The organism is Streptomyces zaehneri (assembly GCF_032248645.1).
Classification (GTDB): Bacteria; Actinomycetota; Actinomycetes; order Streptomycetales; family Streptomycetaceae; genus Streptomyces; species Streptomyces coriariae.
Genome location: NZ_JASTTJ010000020.1, coordinates 59,562 through 78,058, shown reverse-complemented (window position 1 = coordinate 78,058; position 18,497 = coordinate 59,562). Strand labels below are relative to the sequence as shown.

Here is an 18,497-nt window from a genome sequence, read left to right as displayed (position 1 = left end):
GCATGTCACGAATGTGTGGCCCTTGGGTGGAAGGGGCTCGGGGCATCGCTCCGCGCCCACTACCCTGGAGTGGTGACCATTCGGCTGTACGACACCAGTGCCCGGCAGATCCGTGACTTCGCCCCGCTCCAGCCGGGTTGTGTCTCGATCTACCTCTGTGGTGCCACCGTGCAGGCGGCCCCGCACATCGGGCACATCCGTTCGGGCCTGAACTTCGACATCATGCGGCGGTGGTTCGCCCACCGCGGCTACGACGTCACGTTCATCCGCAACGTCACCGACATCGACGACAAGATCATCGTCAAGTCGCACGACCAGGGCCGCCCCTGGTGGTCGATCGGGTACGAGAACGAGCGGGCGTTCAACGACGGCTACCAGGCGCTGGGTTGCCTGCCGCCGACGTACGAACCCCGCGCCACCGGGCACGTCCCGGAGATGATCGAGATGATGCGCGGGCTGATCGAGCGCGGTCACGCCTACGAGTCCGAGGGCAACGTCTACTTCGACGTGCGCTCGTTCCCGGGCTACCTGGAGCTGTCCAACCAGGACCTGGACGACCTGCGTCAGCCCTCGGGCGAGGGCGAGACCGGCAAGCGCGACCAGCGCGACTTCGCGCTGTGGAAGTCCGTCAAGCCGGGCGAGCCGAGCTGGGAGACCCCCTGGGGCCGCGGGCGTCCCGGCTGGCACCTCGAGTGCTCGGCGATGGCGCACAAGTACCTGGGCCCCGTCTTCGACATCCACGGCGGCGGCCTCGACCTGATCTTCCCGCACCACGAGAACGAGATCGCCCAGGCCAAGGCCTACGGCGACGAGTTCGCGCGGTACTGGGTGCACAACGCCTGGGTCACCATGAGCGGCGAGAAGATGTCGAAGTCGCTGGGCAACAGCGTCCTCGTCTCCGAGATGGTGAAGCAGTGGCGCCCGATCGTGCTGCGCTACTACCTCGGTACGCCCCACTACCGCTCGATGATCGAGTACAGCGAGGAGTCGCTGCGCGAGGCCGAGTCGGCGTTCGCGCGGATCGAGGGCTTCGTGCAGCGCGTCGTCGAGAAGGCCGGGGGAGTCGTCGAGCCGGCGGCCGAGGTGCCGCCCGCCTTCGCCGAGGCGATGGACGACGACCTGGGTGTCCCGCAGGCGCTGGCCATCGTGCACACGACGGTCCGGCAGGGTAACTCGGCCCTCGCGGCCGACGACAAGGAAGCCGCCGTGGCCCGCCTCGCCGAGGTCCGTGCCATGCTCGGCGTCCTCGGCCTGGACCCGCTCGACGCCCACTGGGCCGGCGAGGAGAGCCGGGGTGAGGACCTGCACGGCGTGGTCGACAGCCTCGTACGACTCGTCCTCGACCAGCGCGAGTCGGCCCGCGCGCGCAAGGACTGGACGACCGCGGACGCCATTCGCGACCAGCTCGCCCAGTCCGGCCTGGCCATCGAGGACGGCCCGCAGGGGCCGCGCTGGAGCCTCGGCCCGCGGTAGGGCAGGCCCCGGGGCCTGTCCTTGATCGAGTGTGCCGCCCGGCCTTCCGGGCGGCACACTGCATAAGACGTACGTACGAAAAGCTCACGGAGACGAGAGACTCATGGCAGCCAACAACCGCCGCATGTCCGGCAAGAAGGGCGCGCAGGTCGGCAGTGGCGGCCAGCGGCGCCGGGGCCTGGAGGGCAAGGGTCCCACCCCGCCCGCCGAGATGCGCAAGAAGCACAAGGCGAACCGCATCGCGACCGCCAAGGCGAAGCAGGCCGTGCGCCGGCCCGCACAGCGCGGCCGTGGCGGCAAGGGCACGTCCGAGATGGTCGTCGGCCGCAACTCCGTCGTCGAGGCGCTGCGCGAGGGCGTGCCCGCGACGATGCTGTACGTGCAGCAGTTCATCGACAACGACGAGCGGGTGCGCGAGGCGCTCCAGCTCGCCGCCGAGCGCGGTGGCATCCACCTCATGGAGGCCCCGCGTCCCGAGCTGGACCGCATGACCAACGGCCTCAACCACCAGGGCCTGGTGCTGCAGGTCCCGCCGTACGAGTACGCGCACCCCGAGGACCTGGTGTCGACGGCCTACGACCACGGCGAGGACCCGCTGATCGTCGCCCTCGACGGCGTGACCGACCCGCGCAACCTGGGTGCCGTCGTCCGTTCCGTCTCCGCCTTCGGCGGTCACGGCGTCGTCGTCCCCGAGCGCCGCGCCGCCGGTATGACGGCCGGCGCCTGGAAGACGTCCGCGGGTGCGGCCGCCCGTACCCCGGTCGCCCGCGCCACCAACCTCACCCGCGCCCTGGAGGCCTACAAGAAGGCCGGTATCGCGGTCGTCGGCCTGGCCGCCGACGGCGAGCACGAGGTCGGCACGCTGAAGGCCCTGGACGGCCCGGTCGTCATCGTCGTCGGCAGCGAGGGCAAGGGACTCTCGCGCCTGGTCGGCGAGACCTGTGATTTCCGGGTGCGGATCCCGATGCCGGGTGGCGCGGAATCCCTCAACGCGGGTGTGGCGGCCGGGATCGTGCTGTACGAGGCGGCTCGGCGCCGGGGCTGACGCCCTCCCGGCAGGTGTGCGGGGAATTCACTCGGACGGGTTAATCCCGGCGAGTAGTGCGACCTTGACGGAGTCCGGACAGATCCGGCGGGTCAAAGCAGTGTCCTAAACACACGTCACTCGGTTAGATGAGTGTGGACACCAGAACACCCCGCACACCCACGGGGGACCGCTCGTCGGGATTCGACGACGCTCCCGCGCTGAGCATGGTGAAGGTGCCGAGCGATCCGGCGCAGATCATCGTCAGCCACGTGAGCTTCCGCGTGCAGCTGGGCGCGTCGGCGCGGCGTAACCAATCCCCGCGGATCGCCCGGCATGTGAGCGCCATCGATGACACCGCGCGCATGGCCGCCGTCGGGGCGGCCGGCAGAGCGGGCGCCGCTTCCGGTGGCCGTCGGCGGGCCGTCGTCTGGAGCGGCAAGTCCGCCCCGGACGACACCGGCGCCCACCGACTGCTGCAGGCCGTGCGGGCAGGCAGCGTCGGCCACGGCGAACCGCCCGGTGCCGACGCCGGAGCCACCCAGGTCATCCCCCGCGTCGGCATGGGCGACCGCGGGCGCGGGTACGCCGGCGACCTCGCCGGGCAGACCCTCGAGACCCCGATCGTCGGCGCCCAGCGGACGCCCGTCGACGGCGAGCAGCGGATCCTGCCCCACATGCGCGGCGTCGGCAGCGCCTACGACGAACCCGCCTACGACGACGGCCAGTTCGAGGACTTCGGGGAAGCCGACGTCGACCCGGACCCGGCGCCGCGGAGCCGGCGGCAGAGCGACGACCCCGCCCGGCACGCCTACTACCCGGGCCGCCGGATGAACCTCGGCGTGGTCCTGCTCCCGCTGCGCGTCTTCCTTGGCTTCATCTCCATCTACGCCGGCATGGGCAAGCTCTGCGACCCCGTCTACTTCGACGGCGGCAAGCGCGGCTCCATGGTGAAGTGGCTCAACACCCTGCACCCGTGGGAAGTGGCCGAGCCGCTGCGTCAGTTCGCCCTGCACCACCCCGTCGGCTCGGGCCTCGTCATCGCCTTCCTCCAGGTCGTGGTGGGCGTCCTGACGGTCCTGGGCTGCTGGCAGCGGGTCGCCGCGGTCGTCGGCGCCGGGCTCTCGGCGGCGCTCATCGTCACCGTCAGCTGGAAGAGCGTCCCGGTCTACGACACCCCCGACATCATCTACCTCGCCGCCTGGTCGCCGCTGATCATCGCCGGCGCCCCCGTCTACTCGGTGGACGGCCGGCTCGCCGCCGGTGCGTGGCGCCGGCTCGGTCCGCGCTCCGACCTGTGGGAGCTGCGCCGTTACGTGCTGCGTCGTGGCGCCCTGGTGACCGCGATCGCCGTCGGGCTCACCCTGCTCGTCGGCTCGCTGCTCGGCGGCGCCGTCCGCGACGCCGACCGGGTGGTCGTCCCCGGCCCGGGCGAGCCCCCGCGCAACGAGCTGCCCGGCTCGCCGCTGCCGGAGAAGTCCGGCAGGCACAAGGCGTCCCGGCAGCCCGCCGCGTCCAGCTCGCCCACCCAGGGCGCCACCTCGGCGGCCCCGACGGCGGGTACGGACAGCGAGCCCTCCGAGGCGCGGGACTCCGGCGCCACCGGCGGCGACGCCGGCGCGCCGAGCCAGACGCAGGGCACCGCGGGCGAGGCCCCTCCGGAGAGGTCCGCTCCCGTGGAGCGGGCGCCCGCCACCAGCTCCGGCCCGTCCTCCGGTGGCTCAGCCACCTCGGGCGGTTCGACGAGCGGCGGCGGTGACGGCTCGGACGGCGGCTCGTCCTCCTCGGGCCAGCCGGGCCTGGTGGGCGGCCTGCTCGGGTAGGGCGGAACCGCAGAAAGGCCAGGGTGCCGTGCGCCGACAAGCGCACGGCACCCTGGCCTTTCTGCCCTTTCAGGGGGCGCGGGGAACTGCGTCACCAGACCCCACCGGGCCGGTAGCCGACGATGAACCGCTTGGACCGCGCCCCCACCGGAGCGACTCAGCGACTGAGCGCCGCCAGTTCCTTCGCCGCCTCCGTGAGGTCCTTCGCGGTGTCGATGGCCCGCCAGTACGCCCCCTGCGGGAGCGGGAACCCGGCCAGCCGCAGTTCGCGGGCGAGGTGCGGGAACGTCGTCCGCTCGTGGTCCCCGCGCTCGGGGAGCAGGCCGGCGAAGGCGGGGGAGAAGACGTAGACGCCCGCGTTGATCTCGTACGTGGTCGGCGGCGCCTCGATGAAGTCCGTGATGTGGCCGAACCCGTCCGTCTGCACCGCACCCCACGGAATGCGCGGACGCGCCAGCGCGAGGGTCGCTATGGCGTCGCGCTCGGTGTGGAAGTCGGCCATCTCGCGCAGCGAGAAGCGGGTCCAGATGTCGCCGTTGGTGGCGTACCAGGGCCGGTCGGGGTGAGGCAGGTGGGCGGCCGCGTACTTCAGCCCGCCGCCGCGGCCCAGGGGCTCGGTCTCGACGACGGTGGTGACCTTGACGGGCAGGTCGGCCGACTTCAGCCAGTCCTGGAGGACCTCGGCGAGGTGGCCGCAGGAGACGACGACGTCGGTGACGCCCTCCTCGGCGAGCCAGACGAGCTGATGGCCGATGATCGGCGTCCCCGTGCCGGGGATCTCGACCATCGGCTTGGGCCGGTCGTCGGTGTACGGACGCAGCCGGGATCCCTGGCCACCGGCCAGGATGACGGCTTGCGTGGGGCGGGACGCGGCATGCGGATCGGTCATGCCCGCACTGTACGTGCCGCTTGTTGCGGGGCGTGCGGCTCCCCCGACGGGAGGGAACCGCACGCCCCGGTCGCTACGGGCCGACCCGGCGGCCCGGTGGCTCAGCCCCGGGCCGCCAGGACGCCGGAGGCGAAGGCCGTGTCGCACACCGGGCGGGCGTACGACTGGGCGCGCGAGGGGCCGTACACGCGGACGGCCGCCCGGCCCAGGGCGCGGGCGATGGAGGAGCAGTGCTTCGCCAGCGACGGCTTGCCGTTCACGGCGGCCTGGAGGTGGGTCAGGGCGACGCCCGGATCCTTCTCCTGGAGCTCGGTCAGCAACTGGTCGCGCAGCACGTCCTGCGGGGCCTTGGCGGCCTGGTGCGAGGACTGCTGCGCGGCGGAGACCTCGGAGGCGGTGAGCACCGAATCCGATGGGTTCCCCGACCAGTTGACCCGGGTGACCGCGAGGGTCCCGGAGAGCACCATGACGACGGGCAGGACGAGGGCGAGCGAGCGGCCGATCCGGCGGGCTGGGCCGCCCTGGCCGCGGCGCGTGCGCTGGGTGGTGGAGTGGTTCGCGGAGTGCTTCACGCGTGAGAGGGTAGCGTGCAGTGATGATTTGGCGACGTTGAGTCACCCGGACGGGGGATGAAGCCGTGCCCCCTTTTGGGTAAGGGGTTGACGGACCTCGGTCGAAATGTCCGCTGTGCCGGGGATTTTCGCGGGCAGGGAAAAGGGCCCCGCAGCAGGCTGCGGGGCCCTTTTCATCAACCCGGGTGAATCGCCCGGGTTCAAACCGGCTCAGTCGGAGAGACGGGCACCCGTCGACGTCGAGAAGACGTGGGTCTCGCCCGCGCGCGGGACGACGTGCAGCGTGCTGCCCTTCTCCGGGACGGCACGGCCGCCGACGCGGACCACGAGGTCCTTCGTCTCGTCCCCGACCTTCGCGGTGCCGTAGACGAAGGCGTCGGAGCCGAGCTCCTCGACCACGTTCACGACGACCGCGAGACCCTGGTCGCCGTCGGGGCCGGCCACGTCGAAGTGCTCGGGGCGGACACCGACGGTGACCGTCTTGTCGGTGGCGGCGGAGAGCGCGTCACGCTGGACCGGGACCACCGAGTTGCCGAACTTCACGCCGCCGTCGGCGATCGGCACCTCGACGAGGTTCATCGCCGGGGAGCCGATGAAGCCGGCCACGAAGAGGTTCGCGGGCCGGTCGTACATGTTGCGCGGGGTGTCGACCTGCTGGAGCAGACCGTCCTTGAGGACCGCCACGCGGTCGCCCATGGTGAGGGCCTCGACCTGGTCGTGGGTGACGTAGACGGTGGTGATGCCGAGGCGGCGCTGCAGCGAGGCGATCTGCGTACGCGTCGAGACGCGGAGCTTGGCGTCCAGGTTGGACAGCGGCTCGTCCATGAGGAAGACCTGCGGCTCACGCACGATGGCGCGGCCCATCGCGACACGCTGGCGCTGACCACCCGAGAGGGCCTTCGGCTTGCGGTCCAGGTACTCGGTGAGGTCGAGGATCTTCGCGGCCTCTTCGACCTTCTGCCGGATCTCCGCCTTGTTGACGCCGGCGATCTTGAGCGCGAAGCCCATGTTGTCGGCGACCGACATGTGCGGGTAGAGGGCGTAGTTCTGGAACACCATGGCGATGTCCCGGTCCTTGGGCGGCAGGTGCGTGACGTCGCGGTCGCCGATGCGGATCGCACCGCCGTTGACGTCCTCGAGCCCCGCGAGCATGCGGAGCGAGGTGGACTTGCCGCAGCCGGACGGGCCGACCAGGACGAGGAACTCGCCGTCCGCGATGTCGATCTCGAGAGCGTCGACGGCGGGCTTGGTGGAACCCGGGTAGATCCGGGTCGCCTTGTCGAACGTGACAGTGGCCATGGTGAAGGGCCCCCTTCTACCGGCAGGAACGTGCCGGACGATCCGTTGTAGGAAGGTGGTTGGTGTAGTCCACATGAGCGAACTGGGTCAGGACGGTACCTGGCGTTTCCCGGTCTGTCAGTACCCGGAGGCATGTGAACTTCGCGGAAACTTCCGAGGGGGGCGGAGTCGCCCGCTGGTCAGAGCCGCGCGGACCGCACAAGTCCGTGGCCCGGGGAAAGCGGGGCTGTGTACAGTGGTCCCGCCCTCGCGTGCGTGTGGTGGTGCGCGATGCCTCCTTAGCTCAGCTGGCCAGAGCAGCTCACTTGTAATGAGCAGGTCGTCGGTTCGAATCCGACAGGGGGCTCTCCGAAAAGCCCAGGTCAGCTCTTGTGCGACCTGGGCTTTCCCCTGCCCGCGACCGGTGATTCGCCGATACTGGGCCGGGTGAGACGGCTCTGCGGGCTTTCCGGCGTCCGGCGGGCGGTGTGGGCGTACGTCCGCAGCGCGCCCGGCACCTGGGTGTGGCTGGCGGTCCTGTTCGTCACCACGGTGGCTCTGCACCACATGTCGCCGGAGTTCGAGCAGGAGTTCCTGCGGCAGCGGTCCACCAACATCCATGAGCTGTCCCGGCACCCGGTGCGGGTGCTGGTGGCGAGCGCGATGTGGATCGACGGCGGGTACTGGCTGCCGTACGCGGTGCTGTACTCCGTCTTCCACGCCCGGGCCGAGCGGTGGCTGGGCACCGCTCGGTGGCTGGCGGTGTGCGCGGCCGCCCATGTGCTGGCGACGCTGATCAGCGAGGGGGCGCTGGCGAAGGCGATCAGGGACGGGCTCGCCCCGCAGTCGGCGGCCGACACCCTCGACGTCGGGGTGAGTTACGCGCTGTCGGGCGTGGTGGCGGTGCTCGTCTACCGCATCGGTCCGCCCTGGCGGTACGGGTATCTCGCGGCCGTGCTCGTCTTCTACGGTTTCCCGCTGACCGCCGAACCGACGTTCACGGACCTCGGCCACTTCGTCTCCGTCCTCATCGGGCTGGCGTGTTATCCGCTGGTCAGAGGGCGCGAAAGACAACGGAATCCGAAGGAGACAGTGCCCGTGCCGCCGGGTTAACGTCCGGCCATGAGCAGCTCGGCAAGCGGTGTCGTGGACGGCGTCGTCAATGGCGGCATCTCCTTCTGGTACGCGGACGACGGCCTTCCGGCGGTGCGGGAGCCGCTCGCCGGTGACGCCGGCGCCGACGTCGTGATCGTCGGCGGCGGGTACACGGGACTGTGGACGGCGTACTACCTGAAGAAGGCGGCGCCCTTCCTGCGGATCACCGTCCTGGAGCAGAGGTTCTGCGGATACGGCGCCTCGGGGCGCAACGGCGGCTGGCTGTACAACGGCGTCGCGGGCCGGGACCGGTACGCGAAGCTGCACGGCCACGAGGCCGCCGTACGGCTCCAGCGGGCGATGAACGACACCGTCGACGAGGTCGTCCGGGCGGTGACGGAGGAGGGCTTCGACGCCGGTGTCCACCAGGGCGGGGTGCTGGAGGTGGCCCGGACCCCCGCGCAGCTGGCGCGGCTGAGGGACTTCCACGCGCACGAGCTGTCGTACGGGGAGCGGGACCGCGAGCTGTACGGCGCCCGGGAGACGGCCGAGCGGGTGCGGGTGGCGGGCGCCGTGGGGTCGAGCTGGACCCCGCACGGCGCGCGGGTGCACCCGGTGAAGCTGGTCAAGGGGCTCGCGGCGGCCGTGGAGGCGCTGGGGGTGGAGATCCGTGAGTCGACCCCGGTGACGGAGATCCTCCCGGGCCGGGCGGTGACGCCGTACGGGACCGTGCGGGCGCCGTACGTGCTGCGCTGCACGGAGGGGTTCACGGCCGCGTTGAAGGGCGAGCGGCGGACCTGGCTGCCCATGAACTCCTCGATGATCGCCACCGAGCCGCTCACCGACGAGCAGTGGGCGGCGGTCGGCTGGTCGGGGCGGGAGGCGCTCGGCGACATGGCGCACGCCTACATGTACGCCCAGCGCACCGAGGACGGCCGGATCGCGCTCGGCGGGCGCGGGGTGCCCTACCGCTTCGGCTCGCGGACGGACGACGACGGACGCACGCAGCTCGAGACCGCAAGGGCGCTGCGCGACATCCTGGTCGGGTTCTTCCCGGCGCTGGCCGGGGTGCGGGTCGAGCACGCCTGGTCCGGGGTGCTGGGCGTGCCGCGCGACTGGTGCGCGACGGTCACGCTGGACCGGGCCACGGGCCTCGGCTGGGCGGGCGGATACGTCGGCTCCGGCGTCGCCACCGCGAACCTGGCCGCGCGGACCCTGCGGGACCTGGTGCGGCTCGACTCGGGCCAGGAGGGCCGCACCGACCTCACCGACCTTCCCTGGGTCGGCCACAAGGTGCGCAGGTGGGAGCCGGAGCCGCTGCGCTGGCTGGGGGTGCGGGGCATGTACGCGACCTACCGGGCGGCGGACCGGCGGGAGACGGAGCGCCACGCGGCGGGGTCCTCACGACTGGCGCGGGTCGCGGACCGGGTGGCGGGGCGCCACTGACGCGGGCATCGACGCGGGCATCGACGCGGGCATCGACGCGGGCACTGACGCAGGCCCTGAACCGAACCGCGGCCCCCGACCCCTTACCGCTCCCGGCCCGTCGGGGGCGGGGTGGGGCGGTCAGGCCACCGATTCCGGTACGGCCGCCGCCGGGGCGTGTCTCGGGGGGCCGGTGGTGACCATCAGGCCCGCCACCAGGCCGGCCAGCAGCATGATTCCGGCGGCCCACCAGATGGCCACCGTGTAGCCGTGCACGGTGGCCTCCGCGGCGACCTGGGCCCGGCGCGCGGGGCCGGTCAGATGGGCCGAGACGTAGGCGGTGCTGCTGGTGGTGGCGATCGTGTTGAGCAGCGCGGTGCCGATGGAGCCGCCCACCTGCTGTGAGGTGTTGACGGTGGCGGACGTGACGCCGGCGTCCTGCGGGGCGACCCCGGCGGTGGCCGTGGAGAAGACCGGCATGAAGGTCAGGCCCATGCCGAGGCCCATCAGGAGCAGGGCGGGCAGGATCTCGCTGGTGTAGGAGGAGTCCACCGTCATCTGGGTCAGGATCACCATGCCGCCCGAGGCGAGGAGCATGCCGGGGACCATCAGCATGCGCGGCGGCACCCGGTTCATCAGCCGGGCCGAGATCTGGGTGGAGCCGATGATGATCGCCAGGGTGAGCGGGAGGAAGGCGAGGCCCGTCTTCAGGGGGGAGTAGCCGAGGATGACCTGGAGGTAGTAGGTCATGAACAGGAACAGTCCGAACATCCCGATGATGGCCAGGCCCATGGTCAGGAAGCAGCCCGCGCGGTTGCGTTCCCTGATGATGTGCAGGGGCAGCAGCGGCACCCGCGCCTTCGTCTGCCACCACACGAACGCCGTGAGCAGGACGATCCCGCCCGCGAAGAGCCCCAGCACCAGGGGGTCGGTCCAGCCGCGCGGCTCCGCCTCGCTGAAGCCGTAGACGATCGCGACCAGGCCGCCGCAGCCCAGCACCGCGCCGGGCACGTCGAGACGGACGTCCGCGTGGCCGGGGCGGTCGTGCAGCAGCGCGAGGGCGCCGAACACGGCGACGACGGCGATGGGCACGTTGACGTACAGGCACCAGCGCCAGTCGAGGTACTCGGTGAGCAGGCCGCCGACGATGAAGCCGATCGCGGCGCCGCTGCCGGCGAGGGCGCCGTAGATGCCGAAGGCCTTGCCGCGTTCCTTGGGGTCGGTGAACGTCGTCGTCAGGAGACTGAGCGCGGAAGGGGCCAATACGGCCGCGAAGGCGCCCTGGAGGGCGCGGGCGCCGAACAGCATGCCCGAGCCGGTGGCCGCCCCGCCGAGCGCGGAGGCGACGGCGAAGCCGATGAGCCCGATGACGAACGTGCGTTTGCGGCCCACCAGGTCGGCGATGCGGCCGCCGAGCAGCAGCAGGCCGCCGAAGGCCAGGGTGTAGGCGGTGATCACCCACTGGCGGTCGCCGTCGGAGATGCCCAGGTCCTCCTGCGCGGAGGGCAGCGCGATGTTCACGATCGTCGCGTCCAGGACGACCATGAGCTGGGCGAGGGCGATGATCACCAGGCCCCACCAGCGGCGGGGATCGGGTTCGGTGTCGGCGGAGGATTCACCTGTCCGGGTGACACTCATTCCGACAGAACACCATGAATCAGTGCTTATCGCATCCCTGGACCGGCTGCCCCTGGTGGGTCTGGGCCCGCTGTCCCTGGTGGGTCATGGGACCAGGACGACCTTTCCCGCCGTTGCGCGGGTCTCCAGCGCGCGGTGCGCGGCGGCGGCCTCGGCGAGCGGGAAGGTCCGCACCGCCGGGGTCAGCCGGCCGGCGGCCGCCTCGGCGAGGGCGCGGACTTCCAGGGCCCGCAGGCCGCCCGCCTTCTCCGAGGGGAGGGCCGAGGGGAGGGGCAGGGGGATTGTCGGTGGTGGGGTGCAGCATGGGGGCATGGTGAGGACTGGGACCGGGAGAACCGGCAGGGCCGGCGGCGGCACCGGCGGCAGGGCCGGTGCGGCGGTGAAGGGCGCGCGGCGTCCGGAGATGCGGCTGCCGCCGCTCGAGCCGTACGGGGGCGGGGAGCTGGAGCCCGACGGCGACTACGACGGCGTGGAGTTCCGCGAGCAGGACCTCGCCGGGCAGGACGGCGGGGGCGCCCGCTTCATGGACTGCGCCCTGACGGGCTGCGCGCTGGACGAGACGAGGCTGCGTCACACCCGCTTCCTCGACTCGGTCCTCACCGGCATCCGGGGCGTCGGCACCGACCTGGCGGAGGCGACCCTGCGCGATGTGGAGCTGCTCGACGCCCGCCTGGGCGGCACCCAGTTGCACGGCGCGGTCCTGGAACGGGTCGTGATCCGCGGCGGCAAGATCGACTACCTGAACCTGCGGCAGGCGAGGCTGCGGGACGTGGTCTTCGAGTCGTGCGTCCTGGTGGAGCCGGACTTCGGCGGCGCCCGTCTGGAACGGGTCGAGTTCGTGGACTGCGCCCTGAAGTCCGCCGACTTCACCGCGGCCACCCTGGCGGACGTGGACCTGCGCGGAGCGGTGGAACTGGGCCTCGCGGGCGGCGTGGACCGTCTGTCCGGCGCGGTGATCAGCGCGGCCCAACTGCTGGATCTGGCACCCGTGCTGGCTGCCGAACTGGGGCTCAGGGTGGAGGGCTAGGGGCGTTTCTTCTGGATCGGGGCGGATCAGGCCGCGGTGTCCGGTGCGGTGCATCGCGAGGCGGGGCATGATCCGCGTAATGGGTGTACGCGGGTCGTGCGACAACGCCGCGAGGTGCCGTGCCCGGCGCCGCGGACCCGGGCTGATCCAAAAGAAGCGTCGTAGGACGACGCCCTAACCCACCCGCGGGAAGCGGGCCTGCAACGTCCAGATCGCCGGGTTCTCGGCCAGGTCCTCGTGCAGGTCGGTCAGGTCGGCGAGGAGGTCGTGCAGGAAGTCGCGGGCCTCGCGGCGGAGTTCGGCGTGGGAGAAGGTGAGCGGGGGCTCCTCCGTCGGCATCCAGTCGGCCGTGATGTCCACCCAGCCGAAGCGGCGCTCGAACAGCATGCAGTCGGTGGACTCGGTGAAGTCCAGTTCCGCGTACTGCGGACGGGAGGCGCGGGAGCCCGCCGGGTCCTGGTCGATCAGCTCCACGATGTCGCACAGCGCCCACGCGAAGTCCAGTACCGGCACCCATCCCCAGGCTGTGGACACCTCACGGTCCGCCTTGGTGTCGGCGAGGTAAACGTCGCCGCAGAACAGGTCGTGGCGGAGGCTGTGGACGTCCGCGCGCCGGTAGTCCTTCTGCGGCGGGTCCGGGAAGCGGTTGGAGAGGGCGTAGCCGATGTCGAGCACGTAGGCGATGGTGTCACGCCCCCGCGCCGGGGCCGGCCGTCCCCATAAGATCACTGACATGTCCCGATCCGTACGCCTTGTTCCGGCGGTGGCCGCCGCGGCGCTCGTGCTCGCCCTGACCGCATGCGACGACGAGGGGGCGCCGGACACCTCGGGCGCCCAGGCCCGGGACGCCTCGGGTGCCCCGGGCGTCGGCGATCCGTACTTCCCGAAGGCGGGCAACGGCGGCTACGACGTCTCCCACTACGGGCTCACCCTCGCCTACACCCCCGACGGCAACCGGCTCACCGGCACGGCCGTCGTCACCGCCCGTGCGACTGAGGACCTCGCCGCCTTCGACCTGGACCTCGCGGGCCTGAAGGTCGAGGAGGTGACCGTCGAGGGCGACGCGGCCGAGTTCCGCCGCGACGGCCAGGAGCTGGTCGTCCGGCCGCCCGACGCCCTGTCCGACGGGGAGACCTTCGAGGTCCGGGTCCGCTACTCCGGCAGCCCGCGGACGATCACCGACCCGGACGGCTCGGAGGAGGGCTGGCTGCGCACCGCTGACGGAGCCCTCGCCCTCGGTGAGCCGACCGGTTCCATGGCCTGGTTCCCCGGCAACCACCACCCCTCCGACAAGGCGTCGTACGACATCGCCGTCACCGTCCCGAAGGGCCTGACGGCCGTCTCCAACGGCGAGTTGCGCAGTGAGAGGACGGCGGACGACGGCAGCACGACCTTCGCCTGGCACACGGCCGAGCCGATGGCGAGCTATGTGGCGACCGTCGCGATCGGCCGCTACACCGTCACCCGCTCCGCGGCGAAGGGCGGGCTGCCGGTGTACGTCGCCGTGGACCCGTCCCAGGTGGCCGCGAGCCGCAAGGTGCTCGCCCGGCTCCCCGAGGTCATGGAATGGGCGCAGAACAACTTCGGCCCCTACCCGTTCTCCTCCACCGGCGCGATCGTCGACCGCCCCGAGGACGTCGACTACGCCCTGGAGACCCAGAACCGTCCCGTCCACCCCGGCGCCCCGGACACCCCGACCCTCGTCCACGAGATCGCCCACCAGTGGTTCGGCGACTCCGTCACGCCGAAGAGCTGGCAGGACATGTGGCTCAACGAGAGCCTGGCGACGTACGCCGAGTGGCTGTGGACGGAGGACGAGGGCGGCGCCACGGCGGAGGAGACGTTCACGCAGCTGTACGACCACGGCGAGGACGAGTACGAGGACCTGTGGGCGTTCCCGCCCGCGAAGCCGACGAGCGCGGCACACGTCTCCGACCCCCCCGTCTACCAGCGCGGCGCGATGGTGATCCACCGCATCCGCCAGACCGTCGGCGCCGACACCTTCTACGACATCGTCCAGGGCTGGGCCGCCGCCCACCGCCACGGCAGCGCCGACACCGACGACTTCACGGCGTTCGTGGAGGAGCAGGCGCCGGACGAGGACTTCGACGAGATCTGGGCGGACTGGCTGTACGGGGAGGGCAAGCCCGCCCGCCCGTGATACCGGGAGGGCAAGCCCGCCCGTGATACCGGGAGGGCAAGCCCGCCCGTGATACCGGGAGGGCAAGCCCGCCCGTGATACCGGGAGGGCAAGCCCGCCCGTGATACCGGGAGGGCAAGCCTGCCCGTCCGTGAGCCGTCACGCCGGTCCGGGACGACGGTGGCCGCTCTCCGCCTCCCATGCGTCGAGCAGCCGGGCGAGACCGGGCGGCCACACCGGCTCCGCCTCCTGCGCGAGCTCCTCGCGCGTCCACCAGCGCCAGGTGAGGATGCCGTCCCTGGCATGCTCGGCCGCGAGGCCGGGCCCGGCGGGTTCGCGACGCGGGCCGGGGGAGACGTAGATGTGCTCGTGCTGGGTCACGAGGATGCCCGTGGGGGTCCCCCCGCTCGAGCGAAGCCGAGAGCCGGGGAGGGTGAAGTCGTGTTCCCAGGTGCACAGCAGGGGTCCCGGCTCCAGGTCCGCCCACCCGGTCTTCTCGCGCAGTTCCCGCCGCGCCCCCTCGCGCGGCGACTCGCCCTCCTCCAGGCCGCCGCCGGGCAGCGCCCAGTACATGCCGACGTCGGCGTTGGGGTACCGGAAGAGGAGGACGGCGCCCCGCGGATCGACGACGGCGACCCGGGCGGCACGGCGGGACCCGTGCAGCGGCTTGCGCAACACGGCGCACGGACGGCCGAGTTGCAGGTCGGGCCGGTGCCCGATGACCTGATATCCGAGGGCGGTCCAGAAGGCGAGCCCCTTGGGGTTGGCGTCGAGCACGGCGAGCCGCAGCGCATCGCGGCCGGCCTCCCGGAAGCGGTCCTCGACCTGCCGGACGATCCGCCTGCCGTGGCCCTGCCCCTGCACGGCCGCGTCCACCATCAGCAACCCGACCCACGGATCGGGATCGGCCGGGTCGGGATGCCGGTCGAGGGTGACCACGACCCCGATCAGCCGTCCCTGACTGCGGGCGAGCAGCACCTCCACACCCTCGTGCGCCAACTCGTGCGCGAGCGCCGCCGCCACCTGCTCGGGCCGGATGTCGTCCGGGTCGGGGAAGTCACCGCTGAGGGCGTGGAACGCGTGCTGGGAGGCGTAGAGCGCGGTGAGTTCGGTGAGCAGGGGCGCGGGGATGTCCCGGTCGGGGGTGAGGGGGAGGGGGTCGAGAAGCATGGGAAACACGCTAGTCGGCGCACCCGGTCCGACGGGTCCCGCGCCGGCCTGTCACATCCGCGGGCCCGGCGGTGTCTTCATGCCGGACACGTTGTGCAGGCCGAGCGGGCCGCACCGGTCCCCGAGACAGGGAGAACACCATGACACCGCGTATGCCGAAGGCGGAGCTTCCCACCGAGTTGAAGGAGAACCTGATCAAGCGGTTCGGTGCACTGCCCGAGCCCGTTGAGGTGGGGTTCCACAACCCCGCGGTCACCATGGCCACTCTGGAGTTCGGGGCGAGGGCGGCCGAGTGGAACACGGCCGACGAGAGCCTCAAGACCTTCGCGCACATGGCCGTCGCGGCGCAGATCGGCTGTAGCTGGTGCCTCGACGTCAACTACTTCGCGGCGCAGAACCAGAACCTGGACCTGGGCAAGGCGAGCCAGGTGCCGCGCTGGCGGGAGGCGGACGTGTTCACGCCGCTGGAGCGGGACGTGCTGGAGTACGCGGAGGCGATGACGAACACGCCGCCGACCGTCACCGACGAGCTGTCCGCGCGTCTGCTGGAGCGGCTCGGCCGGGCGGCGCTGGTCGAACTCACCGTGCTCATCGGCTTCGCCAACCTGTCGGCCAGGACCAACGCGGCGCAGGGGATCACCTCGCAGGGCTACTCGGACGCGTGCGACATTCCGCTGGCCGCCCGTCCCGGGCAGTCCCCGGTGGCGTCCACGGCATGACCGGGGCCCCCTTCGCCGCCCACCGCAGCCTGCTGTTCACGGTCGCCTACGAAATGCTCGGGTCGGCGGCCGACGCCGAGGACGTGCTTCAGGAGTCCTGGCTGCGGTGGGCCGAGGTGGACCACACCCAGGTGCGCGACCCGCGGGCGTACCTCGTACGCATCGTCACGCGGCAGGCTCTCAACCGGCTGCGCGCGTTGTCGCGCAGCCGCGAGGACTACGTGGGCGAGTGGCTGCCGGAGCCGCTGCTGACCAGCCCCGACGTCGCCGAGGACGTCGAACTCGCGGAGAGCGTCTCGATCGCGATGCTGACCGTGCTGGAGACGCTCGGACCGACGGAGCGGGCGGTGTTCGTGCTTCGTGAGGTCTTCGACCTGCCGTACGGCGAGATCGCCGCGGCGACGGGGAAGTCCGTGGCCGCGGTGCGCCAGATCGCGCGGCGGGCCCGCGAGCACGTGGCGGCCCGGCGGCCGCGGATGCGGGTGAGCCGGGCGGAGCAGCGGGCCGTGCTGGAGCGGTTCCTGGACTCGCTGCGCACCGGGCGGTTGCAGGAGCTGATGGAGGTCCTGGCCCCGGACGTGGTGATGATCGCCGACGGCGGCGGGATCGCGGCTGCTGCGCTGGCTCCGGTGTGTGGAGCCGAGCAGGTGGCGGCGGTGCTCGCGCGCGCGAACCGGCTGGTCGCGGGAGCCTGCGACACGACGACGGTGTGGCTCAACGGCGCGCCCGCGGGCCGGATCGACATCGACGGCGAACCGACCGCGGTGAGCGTCGTGGTGGAGAACGGGCTGGTCACCCGGGTCTATCTGATGAGGAACCCGCGGAAGCTGACCCGGCTGGACGAACCGGCCGCACTCGCCAGGTAGGCCGCGGAGCCCCCGGCCGGGTGGCCGAGGGCTCCGATGTGGCGTGCGCGTGGGCGCAGGACGTCAGACGCTCACGCCGAAGTCCTGGGCGATGCCCACGAGGCCCGAGGCGTAGCCCTGGCCGACCGCGCGGAACTTCCACTCCGCGCCGTTGCGGTAGAGCTCGCCGAAGACCATCGCCGTCTCGGTGGCCGCGTCCTCCGAGAGGTCGTAGCGGGCGATCTCGGCGCCGCCGGCCTGGTTGACGATACGGATGTAGGCGTTGCGGACCTGGCCGAAGTTCTGCGAGCGGTTCTCCGCGTCGTAGATCGAGACCGGGAAGACGATCTTGTCGATGTCGGCCGGGAGACCGGCCAGGTTGACGTTGATCGCCTCGTCGTCGCCCGCGCCCTCGCCGGTGCGGTTGTCGCCGGTGTGGACGATGGTCTGGTCCGGCGTCTGCTTGTTGTTGAAGAAGACGAAGTGACCGTCGGAGTAGACCTTGCCCTGGGGGTTGACCGCGATCGCCGAGGCGTCGAGGTCGAAGTCCGTGCCGGTGGTGGTGCGGACGTCCCAGCCGAGGCCCACGGTGACGGCGGTCAGGCCCGGAGCCTCCTTGGTGAGCGAGACGTTGCCACCCTTGGACAGGCTTACAGCCATGGTTGGGAGTCCTTCCCTCGTTGCGTACGGCTTCGTACGGGGCTTCGTACGGGCACGAAGCTACAGCTATCCCTATGAACGCAGCGAAGGGTGCTCAAGGTTCCCCGCCACTCCGCGTTTCTTTGCTTTCTTTACCAAGATGACCGTGTGGCGGGTTCCGGGGATATTCGCGTGACGTGGGGGCCGCGCGAGCGGGAACATGGTGGGCATGTCTGGTCCCTATGTCGTCCGCGGCTCCGTCTCGCTTCCCGAGGCCGAGCTCATGTGGCGTTTCTCGCGGTCTTCGGGGCCGGGCGGGCAGCACGTCAACACCAGTGACTCGCAGGTGGAGCTCCGCTTCGACCTCGCGGGCACCGAGGCGTTGCCCGAGGTGTGGAAGGCGCGGGCGCTCGAGCGGCTGGCCGGCCGGCTCGTCGACGGCGTCGTCACCGTCCGCTCCTCCGAGCACCGGTCCCAGTGGCGCAACCGCGAGACCGCCGCCGTACGCCTCGCCGCCCTCCTCGCCGAGGCCACCGCCCCGCCGCCCAAGCCGCGCCGGCCGACCCGGATCCCGCGCGGGATCAACGAGCGTCGGCTGCGGGAGAAGAAGCAGCGCTCGCAGACGAAGCGGGGCCGGGACGGACGGGACTGGGGCTGACCGCGGAAGGGGGCCGGGGGCGGGGGCGGTCAGGACGCGTCTGACCCTTCCCGGCGGGCGCGCGACACCTGGTACGGCGCCT

The 18,497-nt window shown here is 71.8% G+C and carries 18 protein-coding genes and 1 tRNA gene; 11 read left to right on the top strand and 8 right to left on the bottom strand.

Translation table 11 applies throughout. The features are described from left to right. Window positions 1–72: 72 nt before the first annotated feature. The 3 genes from cysS to QQM72_RS28780 all read left to right on the top strand — a co-directional run bounded on the left by cysS (window position 73) and on the right by QQM72_RS28780 (window position 4,320). Window positions 73–1,473: a cysteine--tRNA ligase gene (cysS, locus tag QQM72_RS28790; protein WP_314223760.1), complete on the top strand. Its 1,401-nt coding sequence runs from the start codon at window positions 73–75 to the stop codon at window positions 1,471–1,473. Between the two features lie 103 nt (window positions 1,474–1,576). Next, window positions 1,577–2,518 (top strand): 23S rRNA (guanosine(2251)-2'-O)-methyltransferase RlmB, encoded by a 942-nt coding sequence (rlmB, locus tag QQM72_RS28785; protein WP_314223759.1) that lies wholly within the window; start codon window positions 1,577–1,579, stop codon window positions 2,516–2,518. A 128-nt stretch (window positions 2,519–2,646) separates the two neighbouring features. After that, window positions 2,647–4,320, top strand: coding sequence for a DoxX family membrane protein (locus QQM72_RS28780; protein ID WP_314223758.1), 1,674 nt, complete (start codon window positions 2,647–2,649; stop codon window positions 4,318–4,320). A gap of 157 nt (window positions 4,321–4,477) precedes the next feature. Here the strand turns inward: QQM72_RS28780 and QQM72_RS28775 are convergent, their stop codons facing one another. The 3 genes from QQM72_RS28775 to QQM72_RS28765 form a co-directional block, all read right to left on the bottom strand. Then, the gene (locus tag QQM72_RS28775) at window positions 4,478–5,209 is read right to left on the bottom strand and encodes a nucleotidyltransferase family protein (RefSeq protein ID WP_314223757.1); all 732 of its coding nucleotides are present in this window, start codon (window positions 5,207–5,209) and stop codon (window positions 4,478–4,480) included. A gap of 101 nt (window positions 5,210–5,310) precedes the next feature. Continuing rightward, entirely contained in the window at window positions 5,311–5,781 is a 471-nt protein-coding gene (locus QQM72_RS28770) for a hypothetical protein (protein ID WP_314223756.1), read from the bottom strand. 210 nt (window positions 5,782–5,991) lie between these two features. Beyond that, window positions 5,992–7,080 (bottom strand): ABC transporter ATP-binding protein, encoded by a 1,089-nt coding sequence (locus tag QQM72_RS28765; RefSeq protein WP_314223755.1) that lies wholly within the window; start codon window positions 7,078–7,080, stop codon window positions 5,992–5,994. Window positions 7,081–7,352: 272 nt separating this feature from the next. Between QQM72_RS28765 and QQM72_RS28760 the strand changes: the two genes are divergently transcribed. The 3 genes from QQM72_RS28760 to QQM72_RS28750 all read left to right on the top strand — a co-directional run bounded on the left by QQM72_RS28760 (window position 7,353) and on the right by QQM72_RS28750 (window position 9,600). Beyond that, window positions 7,353–7,426 (top strand) — tRNA-Thr (locus QQM72_RS28760). An 80-nt stretch (window positions 7,427–7,506) separates the two neighbouring features. After that, window positions 7,507–8,172: a rhomboid-like protein gene (locus QQM72_RS28755; protein WP_314223754.1), complete on the top strand. Its 666-nt coding sequence runs from the start codon at window positions 7,507–7,509 to the stop codon at window positions 8,170–8,172. 9 nt (window positions 8,173–8,181) lie between these two features. Then, window positions 8,182–9,600 carry an NAD(P)/FAD-dependent oxidoreductase gene (locus QQM72_RS28750; protein WP_314223753.1) on the top strand — a complete coding sequence of 473 codons (1,419 nt, stop codon included), beginning with the start codon at window positions 8,182–8,184 and terminating at the stop codon, window positions 9,598–9,600. A 120-nt stretch (window positions 9,601–9,720) separates the two neighbouring features. On the opposite strand, the gene QQM72_RS28745 is transcribed toward QQM72_RS28750, so the two are convergent. Together QQM72_RS28745 and QQM72_RS28740 are read right to left on the bottom strand one after the other, a co-directional pair. After that, the gene (locus QQM72_RS28745) at window positions 9,721–11,217 is read right to left on the bottom strand and encodes an MFS transporter (RefSeq protein ID WP_314223752.1); all 1,497 of its coding nucleotides are present in this window, start codon (window positions 11,215–11,217) and stop codon (window positions 9,721–9,723) included. 84 nt (window positions 11,218–11,301) lie between these two features. After that, a complete protein-coding gene (locus QQM72_RS28740; protein WP_314223751.1) occupies window positions 11,302–11,529 on the bottom strand; it encodes a zinc-binding dehydrogenase in 228 nt (75 codons plus the stop codon). On the opposite strand from QQM72_RS28740, the gene QQM72_RS28735 reads away from it, so the two are divergent. Further along, window positions 11,528–12,244: a pentapeptide repeat-containing protein gene (locus QQM72_RS28735; protein ID WP_314223750.1), complete on the top strand. Its 717-nt coding sequence runs from the start codon at window positions 11,528–11,530 to the stop codon at window positions 12,242–12,244. The genes QQM72_RS28740 and QQM72_RS28735 overlap by 2 nt on opposite strands. A 174-nt stretch (window positions 12,245–12,418) precedes the next feature. On the opposite strand, the gene QQM72_RS28730 is transcribed toward QQM72_RS28735, so the two are convergent. Next, window positions 12,419–12,919 carry a hypothetical protein gene (locus QQM72_RS28730; RefSeq protein WP_314223855.1) on the bottom strand — a complete coding sequence of 167 codons (501 nt, stop codon included), beginning with the start codon at window positions 12,917–12,919 and terminating at the stop codon, window positions 12,419–12,421. A gap of 58 nt (window positions 12,920–12,977) precedes the next feature. On the opposite strand from QQM72_RS28730, the gene QQM72_RS28725 reads away from it, so the two are divergent. Then, complete coding sequence (locus tag QQM72_RS28725) at window positions 12,978–14,405, top strand: M1 family metallopeptidase (protein WP_314223749.1); 1,428 nt, start codon at window positions 12,978–12,980, stop codon at window positions 14,403–14,405. 138 nt (window positions 14,406–14,543) lie between these two features. Here QQM72_RS28725 and QQM72_RS28720 read toward each other — a convergent pair whose 3' ends face one another. Beyond that, window positions 14,544–15,554: a bifunctional GNAT family N-acetyltransferase/NUDIX hydrolase gene (locus QQM72_RS28720; RefSeq protein WP_314223748.1), complete on the bottom strand. Its 1,011-nt coding sequence runs from the start codon at window positions 15,552–15,554 to the stop codon at window positions 14,544–14,546. Window positions 15,555–15,694: 140 nt separating this feature from the next. On the opposite strand from QQM72_RS28720, the gene QQM72_RS28715 reads away from it, so the two are divergent. Continuing rightward, window positions 15,695–16,273 (top strand): carboxymuconolactone decarboxylase family protein, encoded by a 579-nt coding sequence (locus QQM72_RS28715; RefSeq protein ID WP_314223747.1) that lies wholly within the window; start codon window positions 15,695–15,697, stop codon window positions 16,271–16,273. Further along, window positions 16,270–17,139 (top strand): RNA polymerase sigma-70 factor, encoded by an 870-nt coding sequence (locus QQM72_RS28710; protein ID WP_314223746.1) that lies wholly within the window; start codon window positions 16,270–16,272, stop codon window positions 17,137–17,139. The genes QQM72_RS28715 and QQM72_RS28710 overlap by 4 nt, the downstream gene beginning before the upstream one ends. A gap of 63 nt (window positions 17,140–17,202) precedes the next feature. Here QQM72_RS28710 and QQM72_RS28705 read toward each other — a convergent pair whose 3' ends face one another. Continuing rightward, the gene (locus QQM72_RS28705; RefSeq protein ID WP_020130301.1) at window positions 17,203–17,778 is read right to left on the bottom strand and encodes a TerD family protein; all 576 of its coding nucleotides are present in this window, start codon (window positions 17,776–17,778) and stop codon (window positions 17,203–17,205) included. A 199-nt stretch (window positions 17,779–17,977) separates the two neighbouring features. Here QQM72_RS28705 and arfB point away from each other — a divergent pair, with 199 nt between their 5' ends. Next, window positions 17,978–18,415: an alternative ribosome rescue aminoacyl-tRNA hydrolase ArfB gene (arfB, locus tag QQM72_RS28700; RefSeq protein ID WP_314223745.1), complete on the top strand. Its 438-nt coding sequence runs from the start codon at window positions 17,978–17,980 to the stop codon at window positions 18,413–18,415. The last annotated feature ends 82 nt before the right edge of the window (window positions 18,416–18,497 follow it).